Annotated in this window: 14 protein-coding genes; 8 read left to right on the forward strand and 6 right to left on the reverse strand. The window is 33.0% G+C overall.

Features of this window, described 5'->3' with window-relative positions; translation table 11 throughout:
* The first annotated feature begins 15 nt into the window (after positions 1–15).
* The 3 genes from JOD96_RS15985 to JOD96_RS15995 all read left to right on the forward strand — a co-directional run bounded on the left by JOD96_RS15985 (position 16) and on the right by JOD96_RS15995 (position 2,354).
* Positions 16–456, forward strand: coding sequence for a sterol desaturase family protein (locus JOD96_RS15985; RefSeq protein ID WP_209565231.1), 441 nt, complete (start codon positions 16–18; stop codon positions 454–456).
* Between the two features lie 8 nt (positions 457–464).
* Positions 465–926: an SRPBCC family protein gene (locus tag JOD96_RS15990; protein ID WP_209565232.1), complete on the forward strand. Its 462-nt coding sequence runs from the start codon at positions 465–467 to the stop codon at positions 924–926.
* Positions 927–1,058: 132 nt separating this feature from the next.
* Positions 1,059–2,354, forward strand: a complete 1,296-nt coding sequence (locus tag JOD96_RS15995; protein WP_209565233.1) for a cryptochrome/photolyase family protein — start codon at positions 1,059–1,061, stop codon at positions 2,352–2,354.
* A gap of 157 nt (positions 2,355–2,511) precedes the next feature.
* On the opposite strand, the gene JOD96_RS16000 is transcribed toward JOD96_RS15995, so the two are convergent.
* Positions 2,512–3,816, reverse strand: a complete 1,305-nt coding sequence (locus tag JOD96_RS16000; RefSeq protein ID WP_209565234.1) for an ABC1 kinase family protein — start codon at positions 3,814–3,816, stop codon at positions 2,512–2,514.
* Complete coding sequence (locus tag JOD96_RS16005; protein WP_209565235.1) at positions 3,816–4,475, reverse strand: TetR family transcriptional regulator C-terminal domain-containing protein; 660 nt, start codon at positions 4,473–4,475, stop codon at positions 3,816–3,818. Before JOD96_RS16005 ends, JOD96_RS16000 begins: the two co-directional genes overlap by 1 nt.
* A 97-nt stretch (positions 4,476–4,572) precedes the next feature.
* On the opposite strand from JOD96_RS16005, the gene JOD96_RS16010 reads away from it, so the two are divergent.
* Complete coding sequence (locus tag JOD96_RS16010) at positions 4,573–5,484, forward strand: TIGR01777 family oxidoreductase (RefSeq protein ID WP_209565236.1); 912 nt, start codon at positions 4,573–4,575, stop codon at positions 5,482–5,484.
* Positions 5,485–5,488: 4 nt separating this feature from the next.
* Here JOD96_RS16010 and JOD96_RS16015 read toward each other — a convergent pair whose 3' ends face one another.
* The 4 genes from JOD96_RS16015 to rmuC form a co-directional block, all read right to left on the reverse strand.
* Positions 5,489–6,028, reverse strand: a complete 540-nt coding sequence (locus JOD96_RS16015; protein ID WP_209565237.1) for a YceI family protein — start codon at positions 6,026–6,028, stop codon at positions 5,489–5,491.
* Between the two features lie 238 nt (positions 6,029–6,266).
* The gene (locus tag JOD96_RS16020; protein WP_209565238.1) at positions 6,267–6,659 is read right to left on the reverse strand and encodes a VOC family protein; all 393 of its coding nucleotides are present in this window, start codon (positions 6,657–6,659) and stop codon (positions 6,267–6,269) included.
* A gap of 59 nt (positions 6,660–6,718) precedes the next feature.
* Positions 6,719–7,267: an acyl-CoA thioesterase gene (locus JOD96_RS16025; RefSeq protein ID WP_209565239.1), complete on the reverse strand. Its 549-nt coding sequence runs from the start codon at positions 7,265–7,267 to the stop codon at positions 6,719–6,721.
* A gap of 28 nt (positions 7,268–7,295) precedes the next feature.
* Entirely contained in the window at positions 7,296–8,669 is a 1,374-nt protein-coding gene (gene rmuC / locus JOD96_RS16030; protein WP_209565240.1) for a DNA recombination protein RmuC, read from the reverse strand.
* Positions 8,670–8,853: 184 nt separating this feature from the next.
* Between rmuC and JOD96_RS16035 the strand changes: the two genes are divergently transcribed.
* From JOD96_RS16035 to JOD96_RS16050, 4 genes are all read left to right on the forward strand, one after another.
* Positions 8,854–9,735 carry a protease complex subunit PrcB family protein gene (locus JOD96_RS16035; RefSeq protein ID WP_209565241.1) on the forward strand — a complete coding sequence of 294 codons (882 nt, stop codon included), beginning with the start codon at positions 8,854–8,856 and terminating at the stop codon, positions 9,733–9,735.
* 192 nt (positions 9,736–9,927) lie between these two features.
* Positions 9,928–10,443: an RNA polymerase sigma factor gene (locus tag JOD96_RS16040; protein WP_262898524.1), complete on the forward strand. Its 516-nt coding sequence runs from the start codon at positions 9,928–9,930 to the stop codon at positions 10,441–10,443.
* Positions 10,440–12,275, forward strand: coding sequence for a hypothetical protein (locus JOD96_RS16045; RefSeq protein ID WP_209565243.1), 1,836 nt, complete (start codon positions 10,440–10,442; stop codon positions 12,273–12,275). Before JOD96_RS16040 ends, JOD96_RS16045 begins: the two co-directional genes overlap by 4 nt.
* A gap of 50 nt (positions 12,276–12,325) precedes the next feature.
* On the forward strand, positions 12,326–12,856 hold the full coding sequence (locus JOD96_RS16050; protein ID WP_209565244.1) for a MepB family protein: 531 nt from the start codon (positions 12,326–12,328) through the stop codon (positions 12,854–12,856).
* The last annotated feature ends 46 nt before the right edge of the window (positions 12,857–12,902 follow it).

A 12,902-nucleotide genomic window follows, 5' to 3' on the forward strand; every position in this document is an offset into this window, starting at 1 on the left:
TACATAACACACAAAATGATTTCTTTTTTAATATTTATAAGTGTATTTCTGTTTATGGAATGTGTAACCTGGCTTACGCACAAATACATAATGCACGGATTGATGTGGTATTTTCACGCAGATCATCATCAGCCAAAATACGAGCACACTTTTGAGCGCAACGACATTTTCTTTGTCATTTTTGCAATTCCGAGTATTCTTCTTTTTTATTTTGGAGTTCAGGGTGGGTTTAATTATTTGTTTTTTATAGCCTGTGGGGTTACTTTATACGGCATCTGCTATTTTTTAATTCACGATGTTTTAATCCATCAACGCTTTAAATGGTTCAAAAACACCAAAAACAAATACCTCATCGGATTAAGAAAAGCGCATAAAATGCATCACAAACATTTGGGGAAAGAACATGGAGAGTGTTTCGGAATGCTGTTTGTTCCTTTCAAATATTATAAAATGTAAATTCATTTATGAAAGTATATAAAATAGAAACCATTCAATATATCAATGCTTCGATCGAAGAATGCTGGGATTTTTTCTCAAGCCCAAAAAATCTTCAAACCATTACGCCCGACGATATGAGTTTTGAAATCCATGATTTTGATGGTAAACGCATGTATCCCGGACAAATTATCACATATACTTTGAAACCTCTTTTTGGAATCAAAATCAATTGGGTAACGATTATTACTGTTTCTAAAGAAAATGACTATTTTATAGACGAACAGCGTTTTGGCCCTTATTCTTTTTGGCATCACAAGCACTTTTTTGAACCAACTGAAACGGGTACAAAAATGATTGATATTGTGCATTATGCATTACCTTTTGGTTTTTTGGGCCGAATTGCAAATCACATTATGGTCAAAAACAAACTGAAAGATATTTTTGAATATCGGAAAAACAAAATAGAAGAATTATTCAATTTAAAATAATTTTTGCCCCAGATTTCTTCGATTTTTTGTTCACGCAGATTTTTTATTACAATTTAAAATCTGTTAGATCCGCAAAATCTGCGTGACAAAAAATCTATAAATCCTTTAATCTGTGGCAAATAAAAGAATTTCATGACAAAACAAAAGGCTAATTTTTTCTGGTTCAGACGCGATTTGCGTTTAGACGACAACATCGGATTATTTCATGCTTTACAATCTGATTTTCTTGTAATTCCTCTATTTATTTTTGATGAAGATATTCTGGAAAATCTTCCAAAAAACGATCCTCGCGTCAATTTCATATATGATAGCTTACAGGAAATAAACAAGCAGCTTTTAGAAATTAACTCTTCTGTTTTAATAAAAAAAGGAAAATCTTTTGAAATCTGGAAATCACTTTTAACTGAATTTGACATACAAGAAGTTTTTTTTAATAAAGATTACGAGCCATTTGCCATAAAGCGGGATCTTGCTATTTTTTCTTTATTACAAGAAAACAACATTAAGGTTTCTTCATTTAAAGATCATGTTATTTTTGAAGAAAAAGAAATCGTTAAATCAGACGGACTTCCTTATACGGTTTACACTCCTTATAAAAATAAATGGCTTGAGAAATATCATCTTTCCGGGCAAGCTGCAGAATACGATACTAAACCTTTATGGGCTAATTTTTATAAAAACCATTTTCAATTTCCCGAATTGTTAGAAATTGGTTTTGACAGAAGTGCTATAAAAGTGGTTCCTCATAATTTATCTCAAATTTCAAATTATAAGGAAATACGTGATTTCCCAGCCTTAGACGGCACTTCTTATCTTTCTCCGCATTTGCGATTTGGAACTGTAAGTATTAGAAAATTGGTCAATTGGGCCAACAGAAAAAATCAGACATTTTTAAGTGAATTAATCTGGCGTGAATTTTTTATTCAGATTCTGTTTAGTTTTCCGAAAGTTGTTCATCAGAATTTCAAATCCAATTATGACGGAATTCAATGGCGCAACAATGAAGCAGATTTTGAACGCTGGTGTTCCGGAACAACAGGATATCCAATGGTAGATGCAGGGATGCGCCAGCTAAATGAAACAGGATATATGCACAATCGCGTGCGCATGGTTGTCGCGAGTTTTTTATGCAAACATTTGCTTATAAACTGGCAATGGGGAGAAGCCTATTTTGCAGAGAAATTATTAGATTTTGAACTGGCTTCCAACGTTGGAAACTGGCAGTGGGCCGCAGGAACGGGTTGCGACGCTGCACCGTATTTCAGGGTTTTTAATCCGGATATTCAACAAAAGAAATTTGACAAAGATGGAATTTATATTCGCAAATGGATTCCTGAGTTTGATCTGGGTTATAATGAACCTATGGTAGATCATGCTTTTGCAAGAGATCGCGCGATTACAACTTATAAAGCAGGAATTTTGAAATAGTTTTTTGTTTCAGGTTCACAAAGTATGTCATCCTGAGGAACGAAGGATCACACTCGGAACTCTACAAAGATGATGAATTTCTGTGCGGAACTTCTATTGTGATCCTTCGTTCCTCAGGATGACATACTTTGTGTAACCTGAAACCTGAAACAAAAATCTAATATTTCAAATAATTATTAACGATAATTTTAGTCTTCAAATCAAACATTAAATTATAAAGACCAAAGAAAGTTCGGTTCATATAAATTAAGTGCTTAGAACCGCGATTTCCGTTCATTTTTCTAAGATTTGTATCATTTGAGAAACGTTCTCCTAATTTTGCAATGCTGTCAAAGAACGTCACATCTGCAAAATCGAAAGTTTCTTCTTTGAAAGGTTTTGTAAACAAATACAGCAAATCATGAAACATGTCGGTAAAATATTCAATTTCTGAAGGTGAATCATCCGGGCGAAGAATTTCCAGCTGAAACAGTTTCTCATTAAAAAGCTTTGGATCTGTAATGACATTTTTGTTGATTAATTCAAAATAAGGAACATAAAAATCCTCAGGAATTTGTTTCATGCAGCCAAAATCAAGTGCAATCAATTGATTTTTATCATTTATCAAAAAATTACCGGGATGCGGATCGGCGTGAACTTTTCTTAAGACATGAATCTGGTACATATAAAAATCCCAAAGGGCCTGACCTATTTTGTCCGCAACTTCCTGATTATTATTGATTGCCGTAAACTCAGAAAGATGAATTCCTGTCATCCAATCCATTGTGATGATTTTCTCTGAAGAGAATTCAGGGTAATAGTTCGGAAAAAGTATATTTTCGATTTTACTGCACGCCTCTACAACTTCCCTGCTTTGTTTTAACTCCAGCAAATAATTGGTCTCTTCGATAAGTTTATCTTCAACTTCTTTAAAGTATTTATCAGAATCTTTTCCCTGAAGGTTAAACATTCTTATTGCAATTGGTTTTACCAAAGCCAGATCTGACGAAATACTATTGGCAACTCCCGGATACTGAATTTTTACGGCCAGTTTTTTATTGTCTTTTACAGCCAGATGAACCTGACCAATACTGGCGGCATTTACAGAATTGGCATTAAACTCATCAAAAATTTCATAAGGTGTTTTACCAAAATTTGTTTTAAACGTTTTTAAAACCAGCGGAGCTGAAAGCGGCGGTACAGAAAATTGAGACAAAGAAAATTTTTCTACATACGCCTGTGGCAGGAAATTCTTGTCCATGCTTAGCATTTGTGCTACTTTGAGTGCGCTTCCCTTCAGGCTTTTTAAACCGTCATAAATATCTTCGGCATTGTTTTCATTCAGTTTGTCGCGGGTCAAATCCGGGTTAACAATTTTTTCGGCATAATGCTTAACATAATTCACTCCTATTTTTGCTCCGGTCTGAACCAGTTTTCCGGCTCTTTCTATTTTTGATGTTGGTATATAATCGATTGTTTTCATTATTTACTGTAAATTTTTTCCTTAAAGAGAAACTTTCCTAAATCTATAAGATGGTTCAGTGGCGCTACGTTCATTAATTCAAATGAAGCATGAACTGATTTTTCGATAAAAATATCTGTTTTTTCAAACGCAGGAGAAGAATCATCTGCCCAGAATTTTATCGTCATCATCAATTGCAGCCAGGCCGTTTCCTGAATAGTTTTTTCCTGATATTTTTGCAATTTTTCCTGTTCTAGTCTGTAATCATCAGTCAGGATTTCAGAAACATATTCTTTGAAGCTTTCACGCAGTAAACTTAATTGCGTCAAATTTCGAATTGGATTCTGGTGTGATTTCAGGCTTTGCAAAACATAACTTCTGTTGGCAGTTAAAACTTCAAAAAAAGTAAAATAAAAACTCAGCATTTTATTCTTCATGGTATATTCGGGATAGTCTGTGTTTTTGTGCAGCAAATCGACCGTATTTGCAAAAAACATTCTGAAAATTTCTTTCTCCAGACCTTCGAGCGTTCCAAAAAAGTTATAAAATTCAGCTTCGGTAAAATCTTTTCCTTTTACAAAATGAAAAACAGAAACAGGTTTTTTTTGCGTTTCCAAAACCTCATCCATGTACAATGAAACGATATACTCTTTGGTAATTATATTTTTTTTTACTGCCATCTTATTGAAATTTAAAATTTGCCTTAAAGGTAAGCAATGTTTAAGTATCTTTATTAAGCGTTAAACATAACACGATGTTAAATAAATTATAAAACAAATGGCTGAAAATGTACTAATTACTGGCGGCACAGGATTTATTGGCAAATGCTTAACAGAAGTATTAATTGCGAATGGTTTTTCTGTATCTGTTTTGAGCCGGAGAGAAAGAAAAAACACTGAATTTATTACGTATTACAAATGGAATTTAAAACAGAATTATATTGATGAAAATGCAATTTTAAATGCTGATTATATCATTCATCTTGCGGGCGAAGGAATTGTAGAAAAGCGATGGACAAATAATCGAAAAAAAGCAATTTTAGAAAGCCGTACAAAACCAATTGAGCTCATTTATTCTATTCTGCAAAAAAATAACGAAACACTAAAAGCATTCGTTTCCTCTTCGGCAGTTGGAATTTATGGTGCTGTTACCAGTCAAAAAATCTGTACCGAATTTACGCTTCCTGCCAATGACTTTTTAGGAATTACCTGCCAGATTTGGGAAGACACTGTCGACAAAATCGGGTCGTTAGGAATCAGGACTGTAAAAATCAGGACCGGAATTGTTTTAGGAAAAGATGAAGGCTTCCTGAAAAAAGTAGCTCCGAGTTTTAAAGCTGGCTTTGGCTCAGTTTTAGGATCAGGAAAACAATATTTGCCCTGGATTCATATTAAGGATCTGGCTAATATTTATTTAAAATCAATAACAGACACCCAAATGCATGGCCCTTATAATGCAGCTGTTACAGATAATACCACAAATTTGACTTTCTCCAGAATACTGGCCAATTTATATGGCTATTCAATTTGGCTTCCAAAAATTCCTAAATTCATCCTTAAAGTTGTTTTGGGCGAAATGAGTGTCGCCGTTCTGAAAGGGCAAAGGGTTTCTTCTGAAAAAATAAAAAAAGAAGGTTTTGAGTTTCAATTTACAGATATCGAAACAGCACTTTCTGACTGCATAAAGTAAATCCCTATTTCATTATCCCGCTTAAATCTGTCTGGACTGTTTTTGAAATTTTATTGGCTACCATATAAGGAATTTCGATATTAAAATCAGATACTGATAACGGAAAATTAGACAGAATTTGTATTCCTTCAGGCACTTTTTTAATCTGCGCTTTTACAGAAATGACTTTGTATTTTCCATGAAGGTAAAGTTTTCCCTTTACATCATATTCTTTTTCAACTTCATTAATATCTTTCAAATCAAACTTTTCAATTTTTCCTTTAAAAACTGCTTTTGGATAGCGGTTGCTTTCAATATAATTATCATTAAAATGTTCCTGCATTAAGTCCATTTTAAAACGAAAATCTTTGATTACAGCACTACAGATAAGCATACTGGTTTCAGGTTCTAGAATAATAGTTCCGAGTTTATTTACTGCTTTTACTTCTTCAAAAAAAGGAACAGAGGCTTCAAAATTTATAATTGCCGAAGTGGTTTTAAATTTATCCTGAGCCAGTATAGAAAATGCAGTAAAGAGTAAAATAAATAAAGTAGTTCTTTTCATAATCGTCAGTAATTAAACAATTATGTCATTTGATTATTTTATTTAAGAGAAGAAAAACTAAATTTAACCAGGTCTGAAAAAAAAATCAAATGGCAATACTCCGTGAAAGTTTTAAGCAAATGCCTAATACTTAAAATTACGAAATTATTGCCATTTGGGTTGCGGTTTTACTGCTAAATATTTGTGAAAATTTTCAAATATCAAATACCAAATTTTGATTTGAAATCTGATGCTGCAGTTATTTCATTTCGGTACAGATTTCGATCAAAAAACCATTCAGGTCACGAATATAGGACACTATTTGTCCCCATGGTTTCTGAGTTGGTTCTTTTACCAAAACTGCCCCAAAAGAAGTTGCTTTTTGTACTGTTTCTGTAACATCTTCTGTAATAAAACCAATTTCTATTGCAAAAGGCTTATCTTCTAAAGTACTTTCTATAAAACCATCTTTTAGATTTTGAGCGGCTAGTTTCTTTGATGCAAAAGAAAGCGTTGTTTCTCCTGTAACTAATTCAGCATAATCATTTTCGGGTGTTATGAATTTTCTTGAGAATCCGAATGCATTTTCATAAAATGAAATTGATTCTTCGACATTCTCTACATATAATATTGTATATCCGAATTTTACCATTTTTAAAATTTTAAAATATTATAAATAATTTTAAACTAAAGATACTATTTAGAGAAGGATTATCCTATTTCCAGCAGCACATTATATTTATCCAGACTTGCCAGATCTTCAATAGAATTTACAGTGGTAATTTTAGCATGTTCTTCTATTTCTTTTTTAGCTTCTATCTGTTTAATACATTTTCTAAAACGGCGCACCTCATCAAGGCTCGAGAGTATAAGTCCCGGAACCTGTACACTCTTCCCTTCTTTATCTTTGGCAACCATCGTAAAATACGAGGAATTACAATGTTTTATTGCTCCGGTCTGAATGTTTTCTGCCTCAACGCGAATGCCAACAATCATAGAACTTCTCCCCACATAATTTACAGAGGCCTTCATGGTTACTAATTCTCCAACTTCTATTGGCTTTAAGAAATTTACTGTATCAACTGAAGCGGTAACACAATAATTTCCGGAAAACTTTGAAGCGCAGGCAAAAGCTATCTGATCTAATAAAAGCAGGATATATCCTCCATGAATTTTTCCACTAAAATTAGTGTGTGAAGGCAGCATTAGCTCAGAAATACTTACTTTGGATGAAGAAACGGGTTTAAAATCGGCAGTCATGTTTTTGTTTTTGGGGTTTGTTTTTATTTTAATCTAATACTTGATTTTCCTCAGAGTTTGAAGCTCTGGCCAGAATATTTTCGGGAAGTGCTTTTTTTGCCTTTGCTCCCATTTTTTTTAATTTTTCAACGCTCGAAATTAAATTTCCGCGACCATCCACCAATTTACTCATAGCGTTTTCATATTCGGTTTTTGAGTCTTTAATTTTATTGCCAATCCTTACTAAATCGATCACAAAACCTTCAAATTTATCATACAGTGCACCCGCCTGTCTGGCAATTTCAAATGCATTTTCCTGTTGTTTTTGGTTGGCCCACATACTGTCGATCGTTCGCAGAGTTGCTAATAAGGTACTTGGTGTTACAATTACAATGTTTCTGTCGAATGCTCTGTTGTATAATGTAGAATCTTCATTTAGTGCAATGGCAAAAGCAGGTTCTATCGGAATAAAAAGCAATACAAAATCAGGGCTTTCTATTTGGTACAGATCATGGTAATTTTTATTTCCAAGCTGTTCTACATGCCTTTTTATAGAGTTAACATGTTCTTTTAATAAATCAATCTTTAAAATATCTGATTCTTCGTTGATCCATTTCTCATAAGCTACCAGAGATACTTTAGAATCAACAATCATTTTTTTCCCATCCGGCAGATTGATTACTACGTCCGGAAAAACCCTTGCTCCTTCTGAGTTGGTAAAACTTTGCTGTACTTCATATTCGCGTCCTTTTTCGAGGCCGGATTTTTCAAGAACACGTTCCAACACCAGCTCACCCCAATTGCCCTGCATTTTGCTGTCGCCTTTCAACGCTTTGGTTAAGTTTAATGTTTCCTTGCTCATTTGCGCATTCATTTCGCTCAAACCAACAATCTGTTGGCGCAAAGCTGCATGATAATCGATGCTTTCTTTGTGGGTCTGCTCTACTTTTTGTTCAAAACCATGAATTTTATCCTGCAGGGGCAAAAGGATATTTTTCATGTTTTCGCTGTTTTGTTCTGTAAATTTTGCCGATTTTTCTTCGAGAATCTTATTGGCTAAGTTTTCAAATTCTTTGGTGAATTTTTCCTGTAATTCGGTGATTTCGTTTTTTTGTTCCTTATGTCGTTCCCATAAATTTTCAAAATCTACTTCTTTTTTAGAAAGCTGAATAGCCAGACTGTCTTTTTCTGTCCTGATATTTTCTTTATCCGTATTATTTAGCTGAAGCTGTTTTTCAAAAATAGTTCTTTCCTTGTCAAACTGCTCTTTCTGCAATTCAAATTGATTTGCCATTGCTGTCAGTCTTTCGTTCAGGCTCACTTTTTCGGCCTGTGACTTAGCAGAATACAAAAGCTTTCCTAAATAGATCCCCAGGAATAATGCTACTATAAAAACCAATAAAAACGGAAGAAAATCAAACATAACTAAGTTTATTTTTAAGTAAAAGTACGCAATAATACGTAGTTCGAAATTTTAAAATTCAAATATCACTAATTTCCAAATTCACTAAGATTTTGAAACATTTTTTTAATATATAAATATTCGTCTTACGCAACCATTCAAAAAGAACAACATCTTGTAAATATAAACTAATAAAAAAAATATCATGAAAAAATTAATACTAGGCTTATTTATAGCTTTTGGAATTAGCGCTTGCTCCCTGAACAATGATGATCTTAATGTTGATTGTGGATCTAATGTAGATGTAGCTTTTACTGGTTTTCCGCTTTTGTGTAATTATAGTGTAAAAACATTACCAAATAATCCTGTTGCAATACAAATTAAATCGGAACAGGAACTACTTGCCGATTTTACAAAACATGCCAATACATGTCCAAATCCGAGTGACCCTACAATCGATTTTACCAAGTACCACCTGGTAGGAATATTTGCTGGAGCAAAACCTACCAGCGGATATGCGATAAAAATAACTTCTATAGTAGAAAACGGTTGCGAAATGGTTATTAACTTTTTTGAAAAAGCACCTCAGACCGGAGAAGCTATAACCTCAACTCCTACGTATCCTACAGATTTTATTTTGATTCCTAAAACAGCTAAAAGATTGTTTTTTAACAGAGTTCAGGCAAGTCCTGACAACATCGTGATCGGTAGTTTTGCAAGTCAGTGTACGGGAGCTGATTGTCAGAAATTCTTCCAGCTGAATGATTATAATATTTTGAAATTTCAAAATGTGGTAGCAGGAAGTTACGATTTTGGCCAATACAAATATACTGCAAAAACCAAAATTGGTGAATATACTTTATTTTCAAAAAGTATCACTGCTGAAATTGCTGCACTAAAAGGACAAACTAAAACATACGGTAATCCGAATACATCTGAGCAGGGTGGTGTTTATTTTGAATTACACCAGGGTTCAAGTGTTACCAAAATCTATATTGATAATGCAGATACTGCAGATCAGACTTCTGAAATAAAAGCATTCAAAAAAGCAATTAAGGATAAAATTACTGCTTTAAATAACAACTAACAACATCTCTGATTTGGATTCATGACATACTTCATGCATTCGGAAGATATTGATAATCAAAATTTAAACAGTTAATGTCTGATTCTAAACTATTCACAAAAAATAGTTTTATGAGTTAAAAAAACTAATTTTGCCAAAACAAATCTAACCACTTTTTTGAAAGACGATTTAGAAATATATATTAAGCAATGTATGCAAAATGAAAGAGCAGGACAACTCAAAATTTATGAGTTGTTCTCTCCCATTTTGTATGGTATCTGTTTGAAATATATGAAAAACGAAGATGATGCCAAAGATGTTTTTCAGGAGGCCTTTGTGATAGTTTTTCAGAAAATAAGCCAATACAAATTTGAAGGTAGTTTTGAAGGCTGGCTAAAACGTATTTTCATTAATAAGCTTATTGAAACTCTTAATAAAAAGAAAAAGGAAAATTTCTTTTTGGATGTCTTTGATCCTGATACTGATTTTGTAGAAGAAGAGGAATTGGATATCGCCCCGATTCAGCAGGAAAAATTATTAGAGTTTATTCGTGATCTTCCCGATCAGTACCGGACTGTTTTTAACCTGTATGTTTTTGAAAAAATGAAACACAAAGAAATAGCCGAATTACTAAAAATCTCTGAGGGAACATCAAAATCAAATTTAAACCGAGCAAAGCGAATTTTGCAAAAAAGAATTTTGAGCATAAAAAATTTTAAAACAGCATGAAAAAGCAAAACATAGAAAATATTTTTTCATCAATGGAAAACTTTTCCAATGTTCCGCCACCGGAATTGTGGGATAAGATTGAGGAAAAATTAAACAAACCTAAAAAGAAAAAGAGAGCAATTCTTTGGTGGTCGGCTGCTGCATGCTTATTATTAGGACTTATGCTGCCTTCTGTTCTGTATTTTAATTCAGTATCATCTGATATTAAAAATAATGCCCCTTTAGAAAACAACAGTGTTGTTCTTGATGAAAATAAAATAGATATAAACCAAACCAGAACTATTCCCGGGGATGAAAATAAAAGCATTAATCAAAAATCAAACAATCAAAATAAACCTTTAGAAAAAAACCCGGTTACGACTAATACTGAAAAAATTAATCAAAGACAGGAAAATGCTGTTGCTGATGCTTCAAACATAATTGAAACAAAAGTTTCGGCAAAAAAATCAAGTGTTGGAAATAAAAATACAAATGAAACTTTGGCTGAAAAATCATCAATTTCAGAAAAAGAAAATTCATTTAATACTTCATCAAAAGAAGGAAATGCAAATGATGCTGTGGCTGAGAAAACATCACCTACAGGAAATCATAATGCATTCGATTCATCATCAAAAAACCAACTGTTAAATTCTAAAAAAGAAAATATAAATCAGGCTGCAACTGAGAAAATATTAATTTCAGGAAATCATAATGGGTTCAACTCATCATCAAAAAATCAAATTGCAGATGTTGAGAAAAAGAATGCGAATAAAATCCTGGCAGAAAAAACATTTAGTTCAGGAAAACAAAATCCATTTAATTCAACTTCGAAAAATCAGGTAGCAAATTCTCTTTTTGAGTCAAAACCGAATACAAAGAGCAATAAAACCAATACTAATTTAGCCTTAAACTCTTTGTCTCAGATTGTAAGCACTGAATTAAATAATAAAGCAAAGAAAGATACAGGTATTAAAACGAACGAAAACGAGTCTGTAAACGCTGAAAAAACCATTGCTGATAATCTGCAAAAAAATTCGAAATTTATTGATGTACTCAGCAAACAGGATTCTGTACAACTGGCAGAACTTCAAAATTTAGAAAAAGGAATCACGAATCCTGAGGATAAAAAAGAAAAAGAAACCAAACCTAAATCTGAAAGTGAAAAATGGGCAGTTCAGGTTTTTGCCGGAGTTGCTAATTCTGATAATTATAAAAATGACAAAACCTTAGGCCACGTAAACGATTCTAAACAGAGTACTACATACGGTGTAAAAACGAAATACAAAATCAATAACAAATGGGCTGTGGGTTCGGGGTTAAAGATTAATGAATTAGGTCAAAGTATTGCTAATGTTTCGTATATGGATGTGAGTGAAAAAAATAGTGCTTTTTTTAGTCCGTCAGCGTATTTTGTCAAAAATGTAGCAGCACCTCAGATCGCCAATAACAGAAGCTATGTGTTTGTTTCTAACACTACAAAAGATGCTTTGGTAAGTGAGAATGTTCAAACCGGTAATCTGGATCAAAGTTTGCGTTACATCGAAATGCCGTTGGAAGTTTCTTATGCAGTTTTTAACAAAAACAGAACGAATATAAGTCTGAACACAGGAGGTTTTGTAGGGAAACTGATTTCTAATAATGTAGCTTTGGACGGTACCTCTATAGGAAAAAATCTTGATGCCAATGATTTTGTTTACGGGTCTGTTTTGAGCAGCACGGTACAATACCGCATTTACAAAAAGACAAATGTTTTTGTTGAGCCTGCTATGAATTATTATATAAATCCTTTAAACAACCAATCTTTTAATCAGCTTCAATGGGGATTGAATTTTGGATTAAATGTTTCGTTTTAATCTTTTATTTGTTGTAATTTTCCAAAAAAACAACAGAATAATTTTATTAAATGAGCATTCAAAACAACTGGAATATCAATTCAATTCCAAAAGATTTAATTACAGCCAAAGAATTGGTGTATGACTTACTGAATTTTAATTTTACAAAACCAGAACCGGAATTAGAAAGTGCAGAATATAGTGCTTATCGTTTTCAACTGAACAATAAGCATATTTGTTTTCGCGAAGCTAAAATAACACCCACCAAAACAGGTCAGTTTGTAACTTTATGGAAACGTAATTCGTCGTCCAAAACTATTGAACCTTTTGATGCTTCTGACAAAATTGATTTCGTCATTGTAAACGTTCGAAAAAAGGATGTTTTTGGACAGTTTATTTTTCCGCAATCTGTTTTGTTTGAAAAAGGTGTTTTTTCTACTCCAAAAAAAGAAGGAATAAGAGCAACAAGAGTTTATCCGCCGTGGGATGAAACCACAAGTAAACAAGCTCAAAAAACCCAAAGCTGGCAATTGAATTATTTTTTTGAGATTAACGACTCTTTGGATTTGAGCAAAGTCAGAAAAATATTTGAACTACATTAAATTTTTTATATAAAAAAGCACAGGGAGCTTATTGCTGCCTGTGCTT

The sequence above is a fragment of the Flavobacterium sp. 1355 genome (assembly GCF_017833415.1).
Lineage (GTDB): Bacteria > Bacteroidota > Bacteroidia > Flavobacteriales > Flavobacteriaceae > Flavobacterium.

Coding starts and splice junctions, on each gene's coding strand:
- JOD96_RS15985 (WP_209565231.1), top strand. CDS start 16: ATGATTTCTTTTTTAATATTTATAAGTGTATTTCTGTTTATGGAATGT.
- JOD96_RS15990 (WP_209565232.1), top strand. CDS start 465: ATGAAAGTATATAAAATAGAAACCATTCAATATATCAATGCTTCGATC.
- JOD96_RS15995 (WP_209565233.1), top strand. CDS start 1,059: ATGACAAAACAAAAGGCTAATTTTTTCTGGTTCAGACGCGATTTGCGT.
- JOD96_RS16000 (WP_209565234.1), bottom strand. CDS start 3,816: ATGAAAACAATCGATTATATACCAACATCAAAAATAGAAAGAGCCGGA.
- JOD96_RS16005 (WP_209565235.1), bottom strand. CDS start 4,475: ATGGCAGTAAAAAAAAATATAATTACCAAAGAGTATATCGTTTCATTG.
- JOD96_RS16010 (WP_209565236.1), top strand. CDS start 4,573: ATGGCTGAAAATGTACTAATTACTGGCGGCACAGGATTTATTGGCAAA.
- JOD96_RS16015 (WP_209565237.1), bottom strand. CDS start 6,028: ATGAAAAGAACTACTTTATTTATTTTACTCTTTACTGCATTTTCTATA.
- JOD96_RS16020 (WP_209565238.1), bottom strand. CDS start 6,659: ATGGTAAAATTCGGATATACAATATTATATGTAGAGAATGTCGAAGAA.
- JOD96_RS16025 (WP_209565239.1), bottom strand. CDS start 7,267: ATGACTGCCGATTTTAAACCCGTTTCTTCATCCAAAGTAAGTATTTCT.
- rmuC (WP_209565240.1), bottom strand. CDS start 8,669: ATGTTTGATTTTCTTCCGTTTTTATTGGTTTTTATAGTAGCATTATTC.
- JOD96_RS16035 (WP_209565241.1), top strand. CDS start 8,854: ATGAAAAAATTAATACTAGGCTTATTTATAGCTTTTGGAATTAGCGCT.
- JOD96_RS16040 (WP_262898524.1), top strand. CDS start 9,928: ATGCAAAATGAAAGAGCAGGACAACTCAAAATTTATGAGTTGTTCTCT.
- JOD96_RS16045 (WP_209565243.1), top strand. CDS start 10,440: ATGAAAAAGCAAAACATAGAAAATATTTTTTCATCAATGGAAAACTTT.
- JOD96_RS16050 (WP_209565244.1), top strand. CDS start 12,326: ATGAGCATTCAAAACAACTGGAATATCAATTCAATTCCAAAAGATTTA.